This window comes from Bacillus sp. FSL K6-1106 (assembly GCF_038005245.1).
GTDB classification, from domain to species: Bacteria; Bacillota; Bacilli; order Bacillales; family Bacillaceae; genus Bacillus; species Bacillus altitudinis.
Window position 1 is genome coordinate 500,642 of the sequence record NZ_JBBOSV010000001.1, and the last position, 21,443, is coordinate 522,084.

Genomic DNA, 21,443 nt, shown 5'->3' on the forward strand with positions numbered 1-21,443 from the left:
TAATCCTATTAAACAGCAGGATGTGATGACATGTTACGCAAAGCCTTCCTCTCTTATTTGACTGCCAGTATGATCACAATCATCGTCATTATGATTGAACTCGGTTTTCGTTCAGCCGTTGTTTCACCATTTGTTTTACTTGATTCGAACAAAGAGAGCAACCCAAAAGTATTCGTTGCTCATTCGCTATATCAGGGTGACGTTTTATTAACCTATCAAGACGGTTCTTTCAATGGCCCTTCAGAAGCATCCCTTCAATTAAGTGGAAAGAACATAAATCTCACACAGATCCCATCTGCGAATGGAATCAGTATGATTGAAACAGACAAAATAATGAATGATAAGGCATTGGTTTTTCTAAGAAAAGGTTTTGTACCTATCCATGATGATACGATCATGATGGAACAGGAAACGCAAAATCCCTTCTTTTCTACATACAATCTAACGAATCTAACAGAAACAACTAAGATCAACACAAACTTTAAGTATAGCATCACATTTGTTACATTCATGACTTTAATGGGAATTCTTTTGCCCGCTTTGTTATTTTTCCTTTTTAACCTTCATGAATCGATGAAAAACCTATTCACATTATTCATTCCCTTTGTTCTAGCCATTTTTCTTCCCTTGGGATTAAATTATTATTTTTTAATGGGATATGTACTATCAGTTACAGGATCTTATGTGTTGAGTATGATTCTCTCTATACTTGTGCCTAGTTTCCTGTCAGTCTTATTGACAGCTTATTCATTTGAGTTTATGACAAAAGATTCTTCTGATGTTTTAGGAGAAAATGAAGACACTTTAGGAAATTCATTCTTCCTGAACGTTAGGGAGCAAGCCGTTTTATTTGGTGCTATCACATTATCCTTGATATATTTCGGCTCTTATTTAGTCATGCCTTTGGCGTTTCAAGCGAAGGTTATGGATCATCTTTTTCTATTTTGTGCTTGGTATTTCGCCCTAGTCATCTTATTTATTATGGGTTACTCATTCATTCAAAAAATGATAAATAAGTATGAAGTCTTACGGACGGACGAATTCATAAATATTTGCACAGATATTGAGCATCAAACGAACCAAAAGGTAAAAATATGGGTAAAAAAAGACTCACGACATGATGTGAATGCCTGGATATATTCATTTCAACTTCCATTTAGAAGAAAAGTCAATCTATATGTGACGGAAGGGTTATTAGATAAGTTTGATACAGAGGAAATTCGTGCGATCTTATTCCATGAAATGGGACATGTAAAATTAAAACATGCGCATTTCACCATTTACCTCACTATGATTGTCACCTTACTTATGGGAATCAGTATGTATTATGCCAGACAGGTGATGCTTGCCAATGGTTGGTGGCAATATATTTTGTTGTTCCCAGCAGGGATATTGATCATGATATTTATGACGGAGTGGCTGCCAAAGAAAATGAGTCGGTTATTTGAGATTCAGGCGGATCGCTTTGCTGTTCACCATCTTGAGAATCAAACTCTATATCTCAATACTTTGATAAAATTAAGTCATTTGATTGAAGAAGATGGAGATGATGAAAGAAAATCTGAATGGCGTGAAAGTCATCCTTCTTTTGAAAAACGAATTCATCACATAAAGAAAATCATGAAGTGAAGGCGGTTTGTGTGAATGACGACACTTCCTTCGGTAGTATGAAGAAATAAAAACATGAATGTTCTCAAACGCCAAACGCCCTGTAAAAAGGGCGTTTTTTTCATGTACCTTCACAAGCACGATATCCAAATTTTAAACAAATCCGTTCGTTGAAATTTCAGAAATTTGGGATTAAAATGAAATGAAGGTCCATTATTTAGTCATCAGATGACCAGATATAAATCAAGGTGCAGCAAAAGAAAGGAAGTTCGCCGATGAGAGTCAGTTTATTTGTCACCTGTTTAATTGACACGATGCAGCCACATGTAGGAAAGGCGACTGTTGAGGTATTAGAGCGGCTCGGTGTTGAAGTAGAATTCCCTGAAGCACAAGTGTGTTGCGGGCAGCCTGCCTTTAACAGCGGCTATACAAAAGAAACAATCAAAGCGGCCAAAAATATGATGAAAGCCTTTGAATCAGCTGAATATGTCGTCACACCATCAGGTTCTTGTAAGGCCATGTTTTTAGAATATCCGCACCTTTTTAAAGAAGACCGAGCGTGGTTCGCCCGTGCTCAGGCACTTGCTGCGAAAACATATGAATTAACGGAATTTATTGTTGATATATTACATGTAACAGATGTAGGAGCGAGTTTGAAAGGAAAAGCCACCTATCATACCTCCTGCCATATGACGAGACTGCTTAGAATTAAGGAAGCGCCTTTCACACTGTTGTCAAATGTCAAAGATTTGGTGATGGAACCATTGCCTCGCGCTGAAAATTGCTGCGGATTTGGAGGAACTTTTTCAATCAAAATGACACCCATTTCTGAGCAGATGGTTGATGAAAAAGTACAAAGCATAGAGGAGGCAGGCGCTGAATATATCATCGGTGCTGACTGTGGATGTCTGCTCAATATCGGAGGAAGGCTGAATCGTCTTCATAAGCCAGTTAAAGTAATGCATATCGCAGAAGTGTTGAATAGCCGCTGAAGCTAAGAGGGGGAACGGCACATGAGTATGAAAATTGGAGAGAAGGCTTTTAAAGAGCGGATCGGCGAAGGATTAGAAGACGCTGTGATGAGAGGAGCTGTTTCCTCAGCACAGGAGCGTCTGTATAAAAGGCGGATGACCGCAAGTGAAGAGCTTGGAAACTGGGAAAAGTGGCGTGAACTTGGAGAGGACATCAGGCAGCATACACTTGCCCATCTTGATGACTACTTATATCAATTAAGTGAGAACGTGAGTAGACGTGGAGGTCATGTGTTTTTTGCAAAAACAAAGGAAGAGGCATCGGCGTACATTCAAGATGTAGCACAAAAAAAAGCAGCAAAAAAAATCGTGAAATCAAAATCAATGGTCACAGAAGAAATTGAAATGAATGAAGCGCTAGAAGAGATTGGCTGCGAGGTAGTTGAAAGCGATCTTGGAGAATATATTCTTCAAGTTGATGACCATGAACCACCTTCACATATCGTGGCACCAGCCCTTCATATGACGAAAGAACAAATACGGGAAGTTTTTCACGAAAAGCTTGGATATGATATGTCAGAGACTCCTGAAGAAATGACCAAATTTGTAAGAGCTTTGTTACGAGAAAAATTTCTTGAAGCAGATATTGGTGTGACGGGCTGTAACTTTGCTGTGGCTGACACAGGATCGATTTGTCTTGTGACGAATGAAGGGAATGCGGATCTTGTCACGTCCATTCCAAAGACACATATCGCAGTCATGGGAATGGAGCGGCTTGTACCAACGATGGAGGAGCTCGATGTCCTTGTCGGTCTATTGTGCAGAAGCGCAGTCGGTCAAAAGTTAACAAGCTATATCTCTGTCGTGGGACCAAAAGGAGAAGGAGAGGTCGATGGACCAGAAGAGTTTCATTTGGTCATTGTGGATAACGGACGGTCAAATATATTAGGGACGGAATTTCAGCCAGTTTTGCAATGTATTCGGTGTGCAGCCTGTATTAATGTGTGCCCCGTTTACCGGCATGTTGGCGGTCATTCGTACGGATCAATTTACCCGGGTCCGATTGGCGCTGTTCTTTCGCCGCTACTTGGAGGATATGACGACTACCAAGAGCTTCCTTTCGCCTCAAGTTTATGCGCAGCCTGTACAGATGCTTGTCCAGTGAAAATTCCACTTCACGAATTATTAATCAAACATCGACAAGCCATCGTTGAAAAAGAGGGGAGAGCGCCTAAAGCGGAAATGATGGCAATGAAAATGTTCGGAATGGGCGCATCCACTCCTAGAATGTATCGATTTGGAACAAAAGCAGCCCCTGTGCTCTTGAAACATATGGCTTCAAACGGACAGATTTCAAAAGGTGCGGGTCCTTTAAAGAATTGGACAGAAATTCGTGACCTCCCAGCGCCAAGCAAAGAAAGGTTTCGTGATTGGTTTAAAAAGAAACAAAAGGAGGAGCGGCAATGAAAGGAACCATTTCTCATCGGGATCCATTTTTAGCACATATCCAGCAACAATTAGGCAAAAGCTCCTCCAAGCCTGCATCTATTCGGCGTCCGGTTTGGAAGCATCGAGTCAATTGGGAAACAAATGAAGGTCTGTCGAAAGAAGAGTTGGTAGAGCAATTGAAGGTGCAATGTCAGCAAATTCATACGAGAGTGGTAGAAACAACGCCAAAAGAAGCACCCTCAACGTTACGATTATTGATGAAAGAGTATGGAGAAGGTCCTGTGATGACTTCGAGCGATAGACGTTTTGCACAATATGAATGTCATCCTATGTTTCAAGCTTTGCAGAAAGAAGGAATCTCAGTCACTAGCTGGAATGCAGATACATCAAGAGAAGAAAATATAAGGCAGGCAGAACAAGCGAAATATGCAGTGGTATTCAGTGATTACACACTTGCAGAATCCGGAACGGTTGTTCTTTCCTCCCATCAAGGTCAAGGGAGAGCACTTCATTTTTTACCGATGATGTATATCGTATGTATTGAAAAAAGCACAATTGTCCCGCGGATGATTCATGCTGCTTCAGCTCTTCATCGCTTAGTAGAAGAAGGAGAGCAGACGAAAGGCGCCATTCATTTTATATCAGGTCCAAGTAATTCTGCCGATATTGAAATGAATTTAGTCGTTGGTGTTCATGGGCCGGTGCGGGCTGTGTATGTATTAATAGATGATGAATGAGGGCTTTCGTGAAGAAAGCCTTTTTTATGTAAACATTCTTAAAATTCATCTTGCCTCTAGGCGAATAGTCATAGTAAGATGACGTCATACAAGATGAGAAGCTCATCTACTGCTGATGTAAAGGAAGCTGCTAATGGAAATGAAGACAAATGCTCCAAAGAAGTCGATTGCGGTGCCGCTTGTGATCTCCATCATTGCGATTTCGTTTTCGGCCATTATTGTGAAGTGGTCAAGTGCGCCTGCTGCTATTTTAAGTATGTATCGAATGATATTTGCGGCGGTTTTGATGCTTCCGTTTATTCTGCCGCGTCAAAAAGAGCTTGTCTCGTTAAAGCGGAGAGACTGGTTTTTCTTATGTATGTCAGGTTTCTTTTTAGGGCTCCATTTTGTTTTGTGGTTCGGCTCATTGAAGCTCACCACAGTGGCGAGCTCTACAATCATCATTGCACTTCAGCCGATGGTGTCATTATTAGGCGGATTTCTCATTTTTCGTGAACGAACAACGAAGTCAGCCATTTTCACAATGTGTGCGGCGATTGTTGGTGCGCTCATGATCGGATGGGGGGATGTCGGCCATAGTCAAGACGCCATTATAGGAGACATTTTATCCTTTTTCAGTGTAATCGCTGTTGTTTGTTATTTATTAATCGGTCAACAAGCTGTGAGAAAGATATCTCATTGGATTTATAGTTTTTGTGTATTTGGTTTTGCCGGCCTTTTTTTAATTTTATTTAACCTTATACAGCAAACGCCTTTTGTAGGCTATTCGGGTAAAGAATGGGGGATTTTCTTACTGCTCGCCATTATCCCTACCATGTCCCATGTCATTAACAACTGGCTGTTAACCTATGTGAATGCGACAACTATTTCAATGAGTATTCTAGGCGAACCTGTTGGGGCAACGATACTCGCTGTTTTACTGCTTGGAGAGAAAGTCACGCTGCTGCAAATGTTCGGTGGTCTTCTTGTCCTTTTAGGTGTCTTTTTCTTTTTGATGCAGCAGCGACAAGGAATCGTGATGAAAACAAAAAAATCCGGTTAACTCCCGGATTTTTTTACTCTTTTAAATGATTTTTTTCAATTACTTTGTTTAATCTAGCCTCGACTTTCTTCAATTCCACTTGTTTTCTTCTTATCATTCGAATCGTGATGACAACGATGGTCACGATCAATGCAATGAATAGAAGAGAAAATACTTGGAATACGATATCCCCAATGTTGAATGCAGTATTCGCTTCATTAGGCATGTGTAACCCTCCTTATATCTATATATTACCATAATCAATAAAAGATTGAGATTTATCCATAATTTATCTATAATAGGTAAAATATCACTCATTAAAGGAGAACCATTATGAGAACTTTAGTCCTTTTACGAGGTCTCCCAGGTGCAGGTAAATCAACTTGGATCAAAGAACAAGGCTTAGAACCATATACATTATCAGCGGATCAAATCCGTCTGTTAACCCAGCCTCCGCAGTTATCAGTCAATGGGAAACCGGAAATTTCAAGCAAACATGATCATAAAGTCTGGTCTTTATTATTTGAACTCCTCACAGCCCGAATGGAACGAGGAGACTTTACTGTCATTGATGCAACACATGTCACAAGTAAGTCCATTTCGCAGTATAAATCATTAGCTACTTCATACCGCTATAGAGTGTATGTCGTCGATTTTACGCAAGTGCCTCTTGAAACATCCCTGCTGCAAAATCGCGGTCGAGAGCCGCACAAAGTAGTGAAGGAATCTGTGTTATATCAAATGAATGAACGGTTAAAGACAGAGAAGGTGCCTTCATGGGTAACCGTTTTGACGCCTGAGGAATATCCAGCCATTATGACTTATCAGCCCAGATCTTTTGATCAGTATGAGGCCATTCACGTATTCGGTGATATTCACGGCTGTTACACAGCTCTAAATACTTATTTGCAAGGAGACTTGAAAGAAAACGAGCTTTATATCTTTGCAGGTGATTTGCTTGATAGAGGAATAGAAAACAAGGAAGTTTTAGAATGGATGCTGGCACATAGAGAATGCCGCAATGTGATCGTCATTGAAGGAAATCATGATCAGCATCTTTACAAATATGCACATGAAGAAAAAGTGAGAAGTAATATGTTTAACCGTCATACTGCGCCTGAAATTGCGGAAGCAGGTTTTGACCTAAAAGAATTAAGGAAGTTTGTCAGAACATTTCATCAGCTCACCTATTTTACGTATCATGGTCAGACATTTCTTGTCACCCATGGTGGGCTTGCTCATTTGCCAGAAGAGCTTCTGCATGTCTCATCGCAGCAGCTTATTCACGGAGTAGGTGAATATTCAGATGACATTGACCACTTATTTGTCCAAAACACTTCTGGATTAGATATCATTCAAATTCATGGTCATCGCAATTTATATAGACTGCCTATCCAAGCGGCGGATAGATCTTATAATCTCGAAGGTCAGGTTGAATTTGGCGGACAGCTGCGTGTGTTAAAAATCACAGCAGGCGGGATTGAGACACATGAAATTGACAATCCTGTCTACAGAGCTTCTGAAAACAAGCAACCGGTCTTTGTTCAGCCCAATTTGACGCTGGATGATTTTTTAGCCCATTTAGATCAGCATGAATATGTACAGGAATTAAAGCTGCCACACGATATTTCATCTTTTAATTTCACCAAAAAAGCATTTAGTGAAAGACAATGGGATGAAATAAATGTCAAAGCAAGAGGGTTGTTTATCAATATGACTTCAAAACAGATTGTGTCTAGAAGTTATAATAAGTTCTTTAATATTGATGAACGTCCTGAAACCAGAATGCAGCATCTAGTGAATCATCTTCAATTTCCTGTGACGGTCTATGATAAAGCAAATGGATACTTAGGTACGGTTGGGTTTAACGACATAAAAGATGAACTGGTGTTTACGTCCAAATCGTATACGTCACATGTGAAGCAAAATCAGCATGCTGCTTGGGTCGAAGAGCTATTTTATGCGACCTTTGACGATGTGCAGGTCGATTACATCAAATCATATGTACGCGACAACCATGTATCCCTTGTATTTGAAGTCATTTTGTCAGAGAAAGACCCGCATATTATCACATATGATCATGATCAACTCATTTTACTTGATATCGTGAAGCGTCAGCTGAGCTATGAAAAAGAACCATTTGCTGAAGTGAAAAGGCTCAGTGAACAGCTTGGCATGCGGTGCAAACAGCAAGTGGCAGTGTTTCATGATTGGACCTCTTTCTATAAATGGTATCAATCTGTATCATATGATGACACAATCAAAGAAGAAGGCTATGTCATTGAGGATAACAGCGGCTTTATGACCAAGTTAAAGCTTCCTTATTATCAATTTTGGAAGCAAATGCGATCCATTAAACAGCGTGTTGCAGATAAGCGCTCCACCCAAAAATATATGCAGGCTTTGCAAACAGCAGAGCAAGCAAGATTTTATACATGGCTGCTCGAGCAAGATCCAGTAAACGTGAGAAACTGCTCAATCATTGAGCTGCGTTCACAATTTGAGCAAACGGAAGCGGGCCATTTGAATAATGACGGAATAAATGCATAGTCTAACAAAGAGTCTTTTCTAAAGAAAAGGCTTTTTTTCATGAAATCGAAAGGTGGAAGCTGAAATGCCAGATCATATTGAAGTCATTCTTCGAACCATATTTGCTTTTGCTATTTTATTCGGCGGTGCCCGTCTTCTTGGAAAGCAAACCATTGCGCAAATGAATATTTTTGATTTCATTGCAGCGATCAGTCTAGGTTCAATTGCGGCGAACCTGGCTTTTAATACTACGCTTCCGCTTCATCACACAACCATATCTTTTGTGTCACTTGTGATCATCATTTATGTCATTTCTTTGCTTGCTTTAAGAAGCCGGAAGATGAGAGGATTTATGGCCGGTAAACCAACGCTTGTGATTCAAAATGGCAAAATCCTTGAAGAGAATATGAAAGGAATGAGGTATACACTTGATTATTTAAATCAACAGCTCAGAGAAAAGAATGTGTTTGACATTAGTGAAGTTGAATTTGCAATGATTGAAACAGATGGGCATATGTCAGTGAAAAAATACCCTTCATTTGATTATGTCACGCGAAAAGATCTTAACCTGTGGGTGCAGGCAGAGCGTTACATGCCCATTGAAGTCATTATGGACGGAAAGCTCATTTTGAAAAACCTTCATGAAAACCAATTAACGGAGCAGTGGATCTATGAAGAACTTCAAAAAAGGCAACTGTCTTTAAAAGACATTGTTTATGCGGTTCGTTCAAGTAATGGCAGTTTATATATTGATACATATGACGATCACATCCATTCTCCAATTGACCAAGAATGAACATATAGTTCAGACGACACCCACGCGTCACAGAACTGCCAATATTTATAAGTCGTTTGGATGTCATCTATCTAGGTATCATTTCTCAATTATTATTATTTTCAGAAAATGTAGTGACGGAGAAAAATAAGTATGTTTAAGTATAAATAGAAGAATTTAAAATATCAATATAATATACATCAAGCGGAATGAACATTCATTCCTATTTAAACGAAAGGAGAGGATGAAATGCCCGCAGCAACTACTGATAAACAGGAGCAGATTATGAAGGCTTCTCTGGACTTATTTATTGAACGGGGTTTTGACGGTACAACGATGCCGATGATTTCGAAAAGAGCCAATGTTGGAGCAGGAACCATTTATCGTTATTTTGATAGTAAAGAGGCTCTTGTGAACATTTTATACCAGCGAAGCCTGATTGCATTTATCGACAAGGTGAATACAAACAGTCCAGACCCTAAAGCAAGTATCAGGGCTTATTTCAAACATGTCTTTTACTGCTTAGTGCTCTTTACAAAAGAGAATCCAAGTGGTCTGTACTTCTTAGAAATTGACAAACGCTCACACTATTTAGATGAGACAAGTAAAGAGAAGATGCAGCAGCTATTAAATGAGCTATTTCATATTTTTGAAGAAGGCAAAAAGGATGGAATTCATCCAAATCTTTCAGGGAGAACGATTTTATCCATTGTATTTGGAGCGTTCGTTCAGCTTCATAAACAGATTTTAGCAGAGGAAATTGAGCCAACGATTGAATTTTTAGAAGATATTGAGCAATGCTTATGGCGTGCCATTAGCGTTGCATCATAAAGAAATAAAGGGAGTGGGCACATGCAACAAACATCAATCATTCCAAAACCAAAAACATACGGACCTTTTAAAAATATTCCTCATATCAAAAAAGGAGAGCTTTCTCAAACCTTTTGGCGGCTGGCAGATGAATTAGGGCCGATCTTTCAGTTTGAATTTTCAAAAGCAACAAGTATTTTTGTTTCCAGCCATGAACTGGCCAAAGAAGTATTTGATGAGAGGCGTTTTGATAAATTCATTGGAAGCAGTCTCAATAAAGTGAGAACATTTTCAGGGGATGGGTTATTCACAAGTTGGACAGAAGAGCCGAATTGGAGAAAGGCTCATCACATCTTGATGCCGGCGTTTAGCCAGCAGGCCATGAAGGGCTATCATGAGATGATGCTCGATATTGCCACACAGCTTGTACAAAAATGGCAAAGAACGGGCCGTGATGAAGAAATTGAAGTAGCAGAGGATATGACAAAGCTCACTTTAGATACGATCGGGCTATGCGGTTTTGATTTTCGATTTAACAGCTTTTACAAAGAAAATCAACATCCATTTATTGAAAGCATGCTGAATGGCTTAAATGAAGCGATGGATCAAGCAAGTAGATTGCCGGTCGCAGATAAATTAATGATCAAAAGAAGAAAAGAATTTGAACAAAATGTTGATTTTATGAAGCAATTAGTAGATGACATTATTCAAGAACGGAAAAAACAAGATAAAACGGGCAATGATTTACTTTCTCTCATGCTACATGCAAAGGATCCTGAAACAGGTGAACGCCTGTCAGATGAAAATATCCGTTATCAAATCATTACCTTCTTAATAGCAGGTCATGAAACAACAAGTGGATTGTTGTCATTTGCGATTTATTTTTTACTAAAGAATCCAGACAAATTAAAAAAAGCCGTACAAGAAGCAGACGACGTACTACAAGGCGGACTGCCGACATTTAAGCAGGTTCAAAAACTAAGTTATACGCGTATGGTCTTAAACGAAGCACTTCGCCTCTGGCCGACGGCGCCTACGTTCTCTCTTTATGCGAAAGAGGATACAGTCATTGGAGGGAAATATCCGATCAAAAAAAACCAAAGTGTCAGTGTGCTACTTCCTAAAATACATCGGGATCAAGCGGTTTGGGGGGAGGATGCAGAAGAATTCAAGCCTGAACGTTTTATGCATCCTGAAAAGATTCCACAGCATGCCTATAAACCGTTCGGAAATGGACAGCGTGCGTGTATTGGGATGCAATTTGCCCTTCATGAAGCCACGATGGTTCTGGCGATGGTTCTGCACAACCTTGAACTGATTGACCATACGTCGTATGAACTGGATTTAAAAGAATCTCTGACGATTAAGCCGAATGATTTTAAAATCAAAGTGCGGCCAAGAAAGCAGCAATTCTTTATGGCGCCTCCGAAAGAAGAACCAACAAAAAGCACGGCATCTGCTGAAGTGAAAATAGCGAGTCATGAAACACCGCTATTGGTCTTGTACGGATCAAATCTGGGCACAGCAAAACAGATGGCAAACGAATTTGCTGAAGACGGGAAAGCAAAAGGGTTTGACGTGACAACGGCACCGCTTGATGATTATACTCGAAAGTTACCAGAGTCAGGCGCAGTTTTAATTGTAACGGCTTCATACAACGGTCATCCGCCTGACCATGCGAAACAGTTTGTGGATTGGGTGACGCAGGATGAGGAGCAGGATCTATCAAACGTGACATTTGCAGTCTTTGGGTGTGGGGATCGAAATTGGGCGAGCACGTATCAGCGTATTCCTCGTCTGATTGATGAAGCACTTGAAAGAAAAGGGGCGAAGCGTGTAACGGATATTGGTGAAGGCGATGCGGGCGGTGATATGGATGAAGATAAAGAAACATTCCAGAAGACAGTCTTCAATGAGCTTGCAAAAGAATTCAAATTAACCTTGCAGGAGAAACGTCAAGAAAAGCCAAACCTATCCATTGCATATACGAATGAGCTAGTGGAACGTCCTGTTGCTAAAACATACGGTGCCTTTTCAGCTGTTGTATTGAAAAATCAAGAATTACAATCTGAAAAAAGTACCCGACAAACAAGGCATATCGAACTTCAATTACCTGAAGGCAAGCACTATAAAGAAGGAGATCATATCGGAATCGTGCCAAAAAATAGTGCAACACTCGTTCAGCGAGTGACCGATCGTTTTAAGCTGGATCCAGAGCAGCACATGATACTCTCTTCGGAAAAAGAAGCAAGTCATTTACCATTAAATCAGCCAATTCAAGTCGGAGAATTGCTGGCGTCACATGTAGAGCTGCAAGAGCCTGTGACACGTACTCAGCTAAGAGATCTTGCAAAATATACGGTATGCCCACCTCATCGTATTGAACTTGAACAAATGGCGGGAGAAATTTATCAAGAAGCTGTATTAAAGAAGCGTGTGACCATGCTTGATTTACTAGAACAGTACGAAGCATGTGAACTGCCATTTGATCATTTTTTAGCCCTTTTACCAGGATTGAAGCCTCGTTATTACTCGATCTCCAGTTCGCCAAAGGTGGATGAAAAGAGGCTTAGTATCACAGTAGCTGTTGTGAAAGGAAAATCATGGAGCGGACGCGGTGAATACGCAGGCGTCGCATCAAACTATTTATGCGGACTGCAAGAAGGAGATGAAGTGGCCTGCTTCCTTCATGAAGCTCAAGCAGGATTCGAATTGCCGCCTTCTCCTGAAATACCAATGATCATGATTGGACCAGGAACAGGTATCGCCCCGTTTAGAGGGTTCATTCAGGCAAGGGAAGCATGGCAAAATGAAGGGAAGCCGTTAGGTGAAGCCCATCTTTATTTTGGCTGCCGCCACCCGCATGAAGATGATCTGTATTATGACGAAATGCAGCTTGCACAAGAAAAAGGAGTCGTCACCATCCACCGTGCTTACTCTCGCTACGAGGAGCAAAAAGTGTATGTCCAGCACTTCATTAAAAATGATGGAGCCAAGCTCATTGAATTGCTCGACAAAGGCGCCTACCTGTATATTTGCGGGGATGGAAAGGTCATGGCACCAGATGTCGAGGCAACACTTATTGAACTGTATCAGACTGAGAAACAGTGTGCGAAAGAAACAGCTGAACAATGGCTGACATCTCTAGCCAATGACAACAGATATGTAAAAGATGTATGGAGCTGATCATGTTGAAAAGAAGTCAAAGGGCTAAAATAAAGTTCATTTTAGCCCTTCGTCAACAATCTTGAAACCGCCAAAATGGCGGTTTTTTCTTTTTTCATAGAGAGATCGCTAGAATAAATATTTGGAAGATACAAAACACCTAATTTACAAATGAAATATTTTGTAAAAAATAAGAATATTCTCTCATTTACTCCAATATGAAACAATCGTATCATTTTTGATATAGGACATAAAGGAGGAATATGATGAAAAAGGTGAAAAAATTAATCCCTTCTCTACTCGTTTTTGGTGCTTTAAGTGTGCCTAGTTTTGCCCATGCAGCATCTGATTCAGTACTTACGTCTGATTATGACATGGTGACTTCTGACGGAAAGGTGATTTCTTCAGCTGACTTCCACAACGATATGAAAACCCCCTCATCCTTTGACAAAGTGGATGATCTCTCTTCTACTATTGGCGAAAAAGTAAAACCACTCACAAAATATTTAAAAGACTTTCAAACAAAAGTAGTCATTGGAGACGATGGTAGAACAAAAGTGACGAATACAAGAGTAGCACCCTATAATTCTATTGCTTATATTACATTTGGTGGATCTAGCTGCACCGGAACACTCATTGCTCCAAACAAAATATTGACAAACGGACACTGCGTCTACAATACAGCCACAAGAAGCTATAGTGCAAAAGGGTCTGTCTACCCAGGCATGAATGACAGCACGGCTGTGAACGGCTCAGCAAACATGACCGAATTCTATGTACCAAGCGGATATATCAACACGGGGGCGAGTCAATATGATTTTGCCGTCATTAAAACAGATACGAACATCGGGAATACGGTCGGCTACCGCTCTATTCGTCAAGTGACAAATCTAACAGGTACAACGATTAAAATTTCTGGATATCCAGGTGATAAAATGAGATCGACTGGCAAAGTGTCACAATGGGAAATGTCAGGTCCAGTCACGAGAGAAGATACGAATCTCGCATACTATACGATCGATACATTTAGCGGAAACTCTGGCTCTGCGATGCTAGATCAGAACCAACAAATTGTCGGGGTCCATAATGCGGGTTATTCAAACGGAACGATCAACGGCGGACCAAAAGCGACTGCTGCCTTTGTTGAATTTATCAACTATGCGAAGGCGCAATAAAAAATAGAGCAATCAGCTTGTTTCCTTTACAGGGGACAGGCTTTTTTTATCGTCAAATGCAGAAAAGTTTCTTTTTTTGTTCATCACTATTTCATATTTACAAGCTATGCTGAATGAAATAAATGAAAAAGAAAGAAGAGATATGAGTGAAAAATAAAAAAATAGATATGATATTGTTGTTGATTTTATTGATTGCAGCTTTTCTCTACACTTATCAAATTTGGCAGAATGACAGTGCCAATCAATATTATTTAGCTGCAGTCAAAAGTATGTCCAAAAGCTTCCATCACTTTTTTTATGCCTCATTTGATGCAGCTGGATTCGTATCAATTGATAAACCACCCGTCGTTTTATGGATTCAAACCATCAGTGCACTTATTTTTGGCTTTCATACATGGAGTGTGATATTGCCGCAGGCACTTGCTGGAGTGGGGTCTGTTCTTCTTCTTTATCTCATGATAAAACCGGCTTTCGGTCAAGGTGCTGCAAGGGTGTCAGCGGCCGTTATGGCTCTCACACCAATTGCCGCAGCTGTAAGTAGAACGAACAATATCGACAGTATGCTCGTCTTCACATTACTTGCGGGTACGTATTTCTTGATGCGTGCTGTAAAAAGAGGGAAGTTGAGCTGGCTTCTTATTGCATTCGCTTTGGTAGCGGTAGGATTTAATATGAAGATGCTGCAAGCGTTTATGGTCGTTCCAGCATTTATTTTCTACTATTTCATTGCTGCTCGCGTACCGTTAAAAAAGAAAATTTTCTCTCTTTTATGCTCGATCGTCGTATTAGTCTGCTTATCTCTATCGTGGGCAGTTGCTGTAGATATGACAGCTGAAAGTGAGCGCCCTTATGTGGGAAGCAGCCAAACAAATTCAGTGTTAGAACTTGCCTTTGGGTATAACGGCACGGAACGGCTGCTTGGTCAGACGACAGGGAAATCTTTTGGTGACATGAACCAGCAAGCAGGTATGATGATGCCAGACAATTCTGGATTAGGGAATTCGTCAGAGGATCAGTCAAACAGAAATCAGCCGCCTCCATCCCAAAATCAAATGATGCCACCTCAACATGGTCCAGGTGGTGGTTCTCCGCCTGGAAGTGCTGTAGGTCAACAAAGTATGAATATGTATGGCACTGGGAATCCCGGTATATTTCGTTTATTTCAATCTGCATTGTCAGGTCAAATCAGTTGGATGCTGCCGTTTGCTTTGTTTGGGCTTTTAGGGATGATCATCAGCTGGTGGAAGGAGAGAAAAGCTCAATTAAATGAATGGAAACAAACGATGTTTTGGACAGCATGGCTGATTCCTGCTGCCGGATTCTTTAGTATTGCGGGTTTCTTTCACCATTACTATCTCATTATGCTTGCCCCGCCTATTGCAGCACTATGTGGCATAGGAGCTAAGAAGATGGGAGAGTTATTTAAGGCAAACAAAGGAGTATCTGCGTATTTGCTTCCAGCAGCAATCGCTGTTACAGGCATCTTCCAAGGGTATATTTTGAGTAACTATACGACTCAAATCAGTAGTATTTGGATGTATGCCATTGCCATTGCGGGAACAAGTATCGCTATCCTATTGTTGATGTACAGAGAAAAACAATTGATCATGAAACGACTGCTCATCACGGCTTTGACAACGCTGTTACTGTTTCCAGGCTTTTGGTCCGCCACCCCAATCATATATGGTGGAAATGCTGTTCTTCCAGAGGCAGGTGTACAGCTGGCTAGTTCACGAGGTGGGAACATGTTTACATCTAGTGTCGATCAAGGCTTACTCACTTATTTAAAGGCTCATCAAACAGGTGAAACGTATTTATTTGCAACGCTTACGACTGTTACCGCAGCGCCATATATCATTGATGAAGATGAGAATGTCATGGCTTTAGGCGGTTTTAATGGGACAGATCCTATTTTGACTGTCAACAAATTAAAAGCACTTATTCAACAAGGAAAGGTGAAATACTTTTTATTACCAGACAATCAGTCATCAGCTAACAGCAAATTGGTTAGCTGGATTAAATCACATGGTACAGTCATCTCATCTGAAGAATATAAACGATCCACATCAGCTGAAGAGGGGATGCCATCCGAGATGTCTTCACAAAACGAAACATTATATAGAGTAGATGAAATATCTTAAGTAGAACAAGGCGAATGATGAAGAGATCATTCGTTTTTTCTTATGGATCAGTATCCAGGAAGATTCAGCTCATGTTTTTCACATGTCATCACTCAGCCACTCATACATTAAAAATGACTCATTCCCTTCAAGTCAACATCATTTCATCAAAAGTATGAGGAGGTCACGAGCTTTTGAAGATGAGAAAAGGCTGGATCGCTGTTGTCGTTCTTTGTTTTGTCATTTGGATGGGTGCGTTATTAGGTGGTTTTGGAGAGGATCGTTCCGCAAAAGGAGCAGATCGTTATGATCATGTGATTCAATTTCCTAAGGAACGGTATCCTGAAACAGGCAGTCATATTCAAGAAGCTATTCGAAAAGGGCACTCAGACGTGTGTACCATTGACCGAAATGGGGCAGATGCCCGCAGGCAAGAATCATTAAAAGGAATTCCCACAAAACCTGGTTTTGACCGGGATGAATGGCCGATGGCGGTGTGTCTTGAAGGAGGAAAGGGGGCAAGCGTTCAATATGTCAGTCCATCAGATAATAGAGGCGCTGGTTCATGGGTCGGGCATCAAATCAGCGGGTATCCTGACGGGAAACGAATTTTATTTATTGTTAAATAAACATAGACAAGAGGCTCCTTGAGAGGGGCTCTTTTTGTTCAACAGGAGCGTATTCGAGCTAGCAGGTACAAAAGATTCAATGGTACAATCAATCCATCAGGTACAAAGACTGACAAGTAGAAAATGTGAAGGGACATATGCTTATGGAAAAGAACCGTGCATTATACGATTTTTTCATGCAACATGCAGAGAAACTGACTGAAACATGGTATGAATCAATTGAGGATGATGATCCAGAATCCATTTATCGTTCAACAGATTCTAGCATCATAGCAGAGCTTAAACGGCAAAATCAAGATTATTATCAGCATTTTATCCGCGCACTTATTGAAGACAAGACGTATTTACATACGAAATTTAAAAAATGGTCTGAAGACTTAGCAAGTGATCCGAAGCACTTGAACACGCCATTAGATTACGTCGTGAGAGAATATATGTCCAATCAAAGAGTGGTTCTTCATTACTTAAAAGAGTTTATAAAACAGCATCAAGGTGATATTGACATTGATCGAATATTTTATTGGTATGATTTGATATCTGAGGCATTTAACATTTCAATTCATGTCTTTATTCAGCAATATGTGAAAAATACCACCAAAAAACTCGTTGCACAAAGAGACATGATTTATGAGCTGAGTTCTCCAGTCATTGTGTTAAAAAGTCATGTTGCCTTATTGCCTTTAGTTGGAGATATTGACACTGCGCGAGCAAAGATTATCTTAGAAAATACATTAAAACAGTGTTCGCAAAAAGGTGTTCAACATTTATGTATTGATTTATCAGGTGTCGTCATCATTGATACGATGGTAGCACATCAAATCTTTGATCTTGTCACGTCACTTCGATTAATTGGGGTTGATACGACCATTTCAGGGATTAGACCAGAAATTGCTCAAACGGCTGTACAGCTTGGACTTCCTTTTAATGAATTTCAAACGGCTTCATCACTTGCTCACGCTTTAGATCGTATGACTGAATTTTCATCCATATAAAAACCAGGCCTAGTAAACGGCCTGGTTTTTATTTAGATCACAGCGTCAATTTTTGTTACTTTCCAATCGTTTTGTACTTTCTCGAAAGTGACAGTACGTTTTACTTTGCGTCCATCAAGTGTTGGAACTGTGAATTCGTATGTGCGGATTGTACTTTTCTTAGAGACGAGTTTAGGTGTTGCCTTATCCCAATTAAGCATATTGTCTCCGTCACCAACTGGCACAGCCATTTTTCCTTTATGAACGATGAACTGATAGTCTTTTAAACCGTGAGTAATGGCATCTTTTGTGAAAACTTGAGATAGATAGCTGTTTAGTTTTTTCTTTGTGTCAAATGTTTTAGACAGGTAGTTGTAAGTCATATCTTTATAAGTAAATGATTTTAATTTGTAATCTGAATGCTCTTTAATGTTGTAGCCTGACATCGCACTCCAAAAGTGTTCTCTTGCATCAAGGGCAATATGTAACGCTTCTTTATTTGTCAAAGCGGCTGATTTTTTGGAAGCGGCCAGTGTTGTTGTTTGTAATGAGATCATAAGCATAATAGCGGTTAATAAAACAAATAATTTTTTCAAGGCGATTGCCTCCTTTTCTCAATGAAAACTTCTTATGTTACAAATGTTACAATAGTTACATAGATATTACAAGTATTAAATCTAAATGTTTTTTATTTCTTTTCTTTCTATCTATATAACGTTTGAGGGAGACAAAAAGTTTTCATTTTTTTATTTTTTTCTTCCTCATTAGTATTTAACCGTTCTAAAGAAGAATAAAACGTCTTTTGGAAAGATTTCTATTTGTCTCCTCAACACTCTTTTTTTATGTATGACATATACTGTCGTGATGAATGTCTAAGAAAGTGGTGTTTAGTATGTATAATCCATATGAAGGTACGTGGAATGGGTACTTGTACGATCGGCAGGTACAAGGCATGCCGGCGTTTCCTATTTCTCAAGTTGGAGGATTTCCCGGATTGCCATTCGGAGGGACTGGGCAAGGGCAAGGTGCAGGAGGACAGTCGGTCCCGCCAGCCCCGCCGCAGCATATCATCTCGCAATATAAACAAGCAGTTTCTCAGCCTCAAAGTATGCAGCCGCTCATTGCAGGGCAGAGTGTAGGCGGAAGCCAGCAAACGGTTCAATTTGCAGCTGGATGTAATAGAAGGTGGACCATTGTGTTCCTTAGAAACGGTCAAGTATTTCTCATGTATGTTCTTTCCTCGCAGCCTTTTGGCCGTACAACGGGCTTTATATGGCCGAACTTTACATTTGGCTCGTTCCCAAGCTCTAGTATTCTTGCATATTCTTGTTCATAAAAGAAAAAGCCGGCTCTCATCAGCAATTGATGAAATACCGGCTTTTTTTAATGAATATTTCTAAATACGCCAATCACTTTACCTAGTATACTCACATTCTGTAAAATAATCGGTTCCATTGATGGATTCTCGGGCTGTAATCTAAAGTGTGTATCTTCCTTATAAAAACGTTTCACTGTTGCTTCATCTTCTTCTGTCATAGCCACCACAATATCTCCATTGTTGGCAGTGCTTTGCTGACGCACAATGACGTAGTCTTTGTCCAAAATACCTGCATCAATCATACTTTCTCCCATAATTTCAAGCATAAATACTTGTTCATCTGGCGCTGCAAAAGTTTCTGGAAGTGGGAAATATTCTTCTACATTCTCAACAGCCGTGATAGGCAAGCCTGCTGTGACTTTTCCGATGACTGGAACATTCATTACCGCGCTTTTTGGAATATTCATTTCCTCTTCATCTAGTACTTCGATCGCTCTAGGTTTCGTCGGGTCTCTCCTAATTAAACCTTTCGTTTCTAGTCTAGCTAAATGTCCATGGACAGTTGAGCTGGATGCTAGACCGACAGCTTCGCCAATTTCACGAACGGATGGGGGATAACCCTTGCTTTTTACTTCTTCTTTTATGAATTTCAGGATATCGAGTTGTCTTTTTGATAGCTTCGTCATCTTTTGCACCTCAAAACGTCAATTTTAAAGAAATTATAGCATGTTTTTCCTAACAGTACAAACATAGGTTCGAAAAAAACGTTTGACAGAAACGTTTGTTCGTATTTATAATGAGTGTCAGAAAGAACGAACACACATTCTATTAGGAGAGATGACATTATGAGGTTAAAGGAATCTATTATTTTTATTGGGCTATTCTCATTCATCGTTGGCATATTTCTCTCACTTATTGCAGTCACTAGCCATAATGATCCAAATCAATATGTTAAAATAGAGGTTCAATCAGGTGATACTCTTTGGGGATTAGCTGATCAAGTAAACGACAGTAAATCAATCGATAAAAATGCTTTTATTGACTGGGTAACTGAACACAATGATCTCGCTTCAACTGACATCCAGCCGGGAGATATCCTTGTGATTCCAGTTAAAAAAGAGCATCCAGTCGTATATCAACTTGCAACAGTACAGTAGAAAGGTCGATTGAAGACATGAATGCAATCATTTATGCGAGAGTAAGTACTGCCAAAGAAGAGCAAGAAACCTCGCTTAAAAGACAAGAAGAAGAACTGCTTGCTTTAGCTGCAGCGCACAAGATGAATGTAGTCAAAGTGATTAAAGAAAAAGCGAGTGGTTACGATCTTGATCGTGACGGTGTTTTTGACATGCTGGCTGCGCTGAAAGAGGAAGAAATCGATGCTGTTCTCATTCAAGATGAGACACGCCTTGGAAGAGGGCAGGCGAAAATCGCTCTTCTTCATTGTCTGTTTAAAGAAAAAGTCAAGGTGTACAGCGTATTTCATAGAGGAGAGCTTGAGCTTTCAGAAGCAGATGAAATGGTCATTGAAATTGTAGGCGTTGTAGAAGAGTATCAGCGTAAAATTCATAATTTGAAAATTAAGCGTGGGATGAAAAAAGCTGTTGAGCGAGGGTATCAACCCGAACTAAATTTAAAACACCAAGAACAGGCGCCTGGCCGCGAACGTATTGAAGTACCGATTTCTGAAATTGTTCGATTAAGAAAAAACAACATGACATTCGCTGAAATTGCAGTGACATTGCAGGCACTTGGTTTTGACATTTCAAAAGCAACCGTCCATAGAAGGTACCAAGAATATGAAAAAGGGCTTGCGACTTAAAGCGTGATTTGTTGTAAAAATGACTGATATTTAGTAGTATGTAGAGAAAATGTTTTAAAGGAGTTTGTCATGATTTCTAAAGAACAGCTTGCAAGAATCAATGAGCTTTCAAAAAAGTCGAAAGAAGCCGGTTTGTCGGACGCTGAGAAAACAGAACAGAAGCAATTAAGAGAGGAATATTTAAAGGCTTTTCGTTCTTCTATGAAAAATACACTCAAAACCGTGAAAATCGTCGATCCAGAAGGAAACGATGTCACACCAGAAAAATTAAAAAGAGAAAGAGACCAGAATCTTCATTAAAGGTCATCATTTCTTTATTTTTGAAAAGATGGGAGGAATATTC

At 40.0% G+C, this 21,443-nt stretch carries 20 protein-coding genes; 17 read left to right on the forward strand and 3 right to left on the reverse strand.

Annotated features, from left to right (window positions below):
* The first annotated feature begins 69 nt into the window (after window positions 1-69).
* The 5 genes from MHI20_RS02550 to MHI20_RS02570 all read left to right on the forward strand — a co-directional run bounded on the left by MHI20_RS02550 (window position 70) and on the right by MHI20_RS02570 (window position 5,807).
* Complete coding sequence (locus MHI20_RS02550; RefSeq protein WP_235123202.1) at window positions 70-1,629, forward strand: M48 family metalloprotease; 1,560 nt, start codon at window positions 70-72, stop codon at window positions 1,627-1,629.
* A 254-nt stretch (window positions 1,630-1,883) separates the two neighbouring features.
* Window positions 1,884-2,600 carry a (Fe-S)-binding protein gene (locus MHI20_RS02555; protein ID WP_007499377.1) on the forward strand — a complete coding sequence of 239 codons (717 nt, stop codon included), beginning with the start codon at window positions 1,884-1,886 and terminating at the stop codon, window positions 2,598-2,600.
* Window positions 2,601-2,621: 21 nt separating this feature from the next.
* Window positions 2,622-4,046 carry a LutB/LldF family L-lactate oxidation iron-sulfur protein gene (locus MHI20_RS02560; RefSeq protein WP_173408028.1) on the forward strand — a complete coding sequence of 475 codons (1,425 nt, stop codon included), beginning with the start codon at window positions 2,622-2,624 and terminating at the stop codon, window positions 4,044-4,046.
* The gene (locus MHI20_RS02565) at window positions 4,043-4,765 is read left to right on the forward strand and encodes a LutC/YkgG family protein (RefSeq protein WP_340936547.1); all 723 of its coding nucleotides are present in this window, start codon (window positions 4,043-4,045) and stop codon (window positions 4,763-4,765) included. Before MHI20_RS02560 ends, MHI20_RS02565 begins: the two co-directional genes overlap by 4 nt.
* A gap of 133 nt (window positions 4,766-4,898) precedes the next feature.
* The gene (locus MHI20_RS02570) at window positions 4,899-5,807 is read left to right on the forward strand and encodes a DMT family transporter (protein ID WP_058213739.1); all 909 of its coding nucleotides are present in this window, start codon (window positions 4,899-4,901) and stop codon (window positions 5,805-5,807) included.
* Window positions 5,808-5,820: 13 nt separating this feature from the next.
* On the opposite strand, the gene MHI20_RS02575 is transcribed toward MHI20_RS02570, so the two are convergent.
* Window positions 5,821-6,012, reverse strand: coding sequence for a hypothetical protein (locus tag MHI20_RS02575; RefSeq protein WP_138278556.1), 192 nt, complete (start codon window positions 6,010-6,012; stop codon window positions 5,821-5,823).
* 107 nt (window positions 6,013-6,119) lie between these two features.
* Between MHI20_RS02575 and MHI20_RS02580 the strand changes: the two genes are divergently transcribed.
* The 8 genes from MHI20_RS02580 (at window position 6,120) to MHI20_RS02615 (ending at window position 17,981) form a co-directional block, all read left to right on the forward strand.
* Entirely contained in the window at window positions 6,120-8,336 is a 2,217-nt protein-coding gene (locus tag MHI20_RS02580) for an RNA ligase (RefSeq protein WP_340936554.1), read from the forward strand.
* Between the two features lie 64 nt (window positions 8,337-8,400).
* Entirely contained in the window at window positions 8,401-9,111 is a 711-nt protein-coding gene (locus MHI20_RS02585) for a DUF421 domain-containing protein (protein WP_058337585.1), read from the forward strand.
* 228 nt (window positions 9,112-9,339) lie between these two features.
* Window positions 9,340-9,921: a TetR/AcrR family transcriptional regulator gene (locus MHI20_RS02590; RefSeq protein WP_058213736.1), complete on the forward strand. Its 582-nt coding sequence runs from the start codon at window positions 9,340-9,342 to the stop codon at window positions 9,919-9,921.
* 21 nt (window positions 9,922-9,942) lie between these two features.
* The gene (locus tag MHI20_RS02595) at window positions 9,943-13,086 is read left to right on the forward strand and encodes a bifunctional cytochrome P450/NADPH--P450 reductase (RefSeq protein WP_340936560.1); all 3,144 of its coding nucleotides are present in this window, start codon (window positions 9,943-9,945) and stop codon (window positions 13,084-13,086) included.
* A 245-nt stretch (window positions 13,087-13,331) separates the two neighbouring features.
* The gene (locus MHI20_RS02600; RefSeq protein WP_008343827.1) at window positions 13,332-14,240 is read left to right on the forward strand and encodes a trypsin-like serine peptidase; all 909 of its coding nucleotides are present in this window, start codon (window positions 13,332-13,334) and stop codon (window positions 14,238-14,240) included.
* Between the two features lie 146 nt (window positions 14,241-14,386).
* Window positions 14,387-16,381: a glycosyltransferase family 39 protein gene (locus MHI20_RS02605; protein WP_251210699.1), complete on the forward strand. Its 1,995-nt coding sequence runs from the start codon at window positions 14,387-14,389 to the stop codon at window positions 16,379-16,381.
* 227 nt (window positions 16,382-16,608) lie between these two features.
* The gene (locus MHI20_RS02610; protein WP_224559893.1) at window positions 16,609-16,989 is read left to right on the forward strand and encodes a NucA/NucB deoxyribonuclease domain-containing protein; all 381 of its coding nucleotides are present in this window, start codon (window positions 16,609-16,611) and stop codon (window positions 16,987-16,989) included.
* 143 nt (window positions 16,990-17,132) lie between these two features.
* On the forward strand, window positions 17,133-17,981 hold the full coding sequence (locus tag MHI20_RS02615) for an STAS domain-containing protein (RefSeq protein ID WP_017359585.1): 849 nt from the start codon (window positions 17,133-17,135) through the stop codon (window positions 17,979-17,981).
* Window positions 17,982-18,013: 32 nt separating this feature from the next.
* Here MHI20_RS02615 and MHI20_RS02620 read toward each other — a convergent pair whose 3' ends face one another.
* On the reverse strand, window positions 18,014-18,556 hold the full coding sequence (locus MHI20_RS02620) for an IseA DL-endopeptidase inhibitor family protein (RefSeq protein WP_007499353.1): 543 nt from the start codon (window positions 18,554-18,556) through the stop codon (window positions 18,014-18,016).
* Between the two features lie 296 nt (window positions 18,557-18,852).
* Here MHI20_RS02620 and MHI20_RS02625 point away from each other — a divergent pair, with 296 nt between their 5' ends.
* Window positions 18,853-19,296: a hypothetical protein gene (locus MHI20_RS02625; RefSeq protein WP_340936567.1), complete on the forward strand. Its 444-nt coding sequence runs from the start codon at window positions 18,853-18,855 to the stop codon at window positions 19,294-19,296.
* 47 nt (window positions 19,297-19,343) lie between these two features.
* Here MHI20_RS02625 and lexA read toward each other — a convergent pair whose 3' ends face one another.
* Complete coding sequence (gene lexA / locus MHI20_RS02630; protein WP_007499350.1) at window positions 19,344-19,964, reverse strand: transcriptional repressor LexA; 621 nt, start codon at window positions 19,962-19,964, stop codon at window positions 19,344-19,346.
* Between the two features lie 159 nt (window positions 19,965-20,123).
* Here lexA and yneA point away from each other — a divergent pair, with 159 nt between their 5' ends.
* The 3 genes from yneA to MHI20_RS02645 all read left to right on the forward strand — a co-directional run bounded on the left by yneA (window position 20,124) and on the right by MHI20_RS02645 (window position 21,400).
* On the forward strand, window positions 20,124-20,435 hold the full coding sequence (yneA, locus tag MHI20_RS02635) for a cell division suppressor protein YneA (protein WP_007499348.1): 312 nt from the start codon (window positions 20,124-20,126) through the stop codon (window positions 20,433-20,435).
* A 17-nt stretch (window positions 20,436-20,452) separates the two neighbouring features.
* Window positions 20,453-21,100: a YneB family resolvase-like protein gene (locus MHI20_RS02640; protein ID WP_017359583.1), complete on the forward strand. Its 648-nt coding sequence runs from the start codon at window positions 20,453-20,455 to the stop codon at window positions 21,098-21,100.
* Window positions 21,101-21,169: 69 nt separating this feature from the next.
* Window positions 21,170-21,400, forward strand: a complete 231-nt coding sequence (locus tag MHI20_RS02645; protein WP_008343816.1) for a DUF896 domain-containing protein — start codon at window positions 21,170-21,172, stop codon at window positions 21,398-21,400.
* Window positions 21,401-21,443 lie beyond the last annotated feature (43 nt).

Bases quoted from the DNA above. Each gene is read 5' to 3' on its own strand.
- MHI20_RS02640 (WP_017359583.1), top strand. From the start codon at position 20,453: ATGAATGCAATCATTTATGCGAGAGTAAGTACTGCCAAAGAAGAGCAA.
- MHI20_RS02595 (WP_340936560.1), top strand. From the start codon at position 9,943: ATGCAACAAACATCAATCATTCCAAAACCAAAAACATACGGACCTTTT.
- MHI20_RS02625 (WP_340936567.1), top strand. From the start codon at position 18,853: ATGTATAATCCATATGAAGGTACGTGGAATGGGTACTTGTACGATCGG.
- yneA (WP_007499348.1), top strand. From the start codon at position 20,124: ATGAGGTTAAAGGAATCTATTATTTTTATTGGGCTATTCTCATTCATC.
- MHI20_RS02590 (WP_058213736.1), top strand. From the start codon at position 9,340: ATGCCCGCAGCAACTACTGATAAACAGGAGCAGATTATGAAGGCTTCT.
- MHI20_RS02610 (WP_224559893.1), top strand. From the start codon at position 16,609: ATGGGTGCGTTATTAGGTGGTTTTGGAGAGGATCGTTCCGCAAAAGGA.
- MHI20_RS02560 (WP_173408028.1), top strand. From the start codon at position 2,622: ATGAGTATGAAAATTGGAGAGAAGGCTTTTAAAGAGCGGATCGGCGAA.
- MHI20_RS02585 (WP_058337585.1), top strand. From the start codon at position 8,401: ATGCCAGATCATATTGAAGTCATTCTTCGAACCATATTTGCTTTTGCT.
- MHI20_RS02555 (WP_007499377.1), top strand. From the start codon at position 1,884: ATGAGAGTCAGTTTATTTGTCACCTGTTTAATTGACACGATGCAGCCA.
- MHI20_RS02645 (WP_008343816.1), top strand. From the start codon at position 21,170: ATGATTTCTAAAGAACAGCTTGCAAGAATCAATGAGCTTTCAAAAAAG.
- MHI20_RS02570 (WP_058213739.1), top strand. From the start codon at position 4,899: ATGGAAATGAAGACAAATGCTCCAAAGAAGTCGATTGCGGTGCCGCTT.
- MHI20_RS02575 (WP_138278556.1), bottom strand. From the start codon at position 6,012: ATGCCTAATGAAGCGAATACTGCATTCAACATTGGGGATATCGTATTC.
- MHI20_RS02580 (WP_340936554.1), top strand. From the start codon at position 6,120: ATGAGAACTTTAGTCCTTTTACGAGGTCTCCCAGGTGCAGGTAAATCA.
- MHI20_RS02615 (WP_017359585.1), top strand. From the start codon at position 17,133: ATGGAAAAGAACCGTGCATTATACGATTTTTTCATGCAACATGCAGAG.
- MHI20_RS02600 (WP_008343827.1), top strand. From the start codon at position 13,332: ATGAAAAAGGTGAAAAAATTAATCCCTTCTCTACTCGTTTTTGGTGCT.
- MHI20_RS02565 (WP_340936547.1), top strand. From the start codon at position 4,043: ATGAAAGGAACCATTTCTCATCGGGATCCATTTTTAGCACATATCCAG.
- MHI20_RS02550 (WP_235123202.1), top strand. From the start codon at position 70: ATGATCACAATCATCGTCATTATGATTGAACTCGGTTTTCGTTCAGCC.
- lexA (WP_007499350.1), bottom strand. From the start codon at position 19,964: ATGACGAAGCTATCAAAAAGACAACTCGATATCCTGAAATTCATAAAA.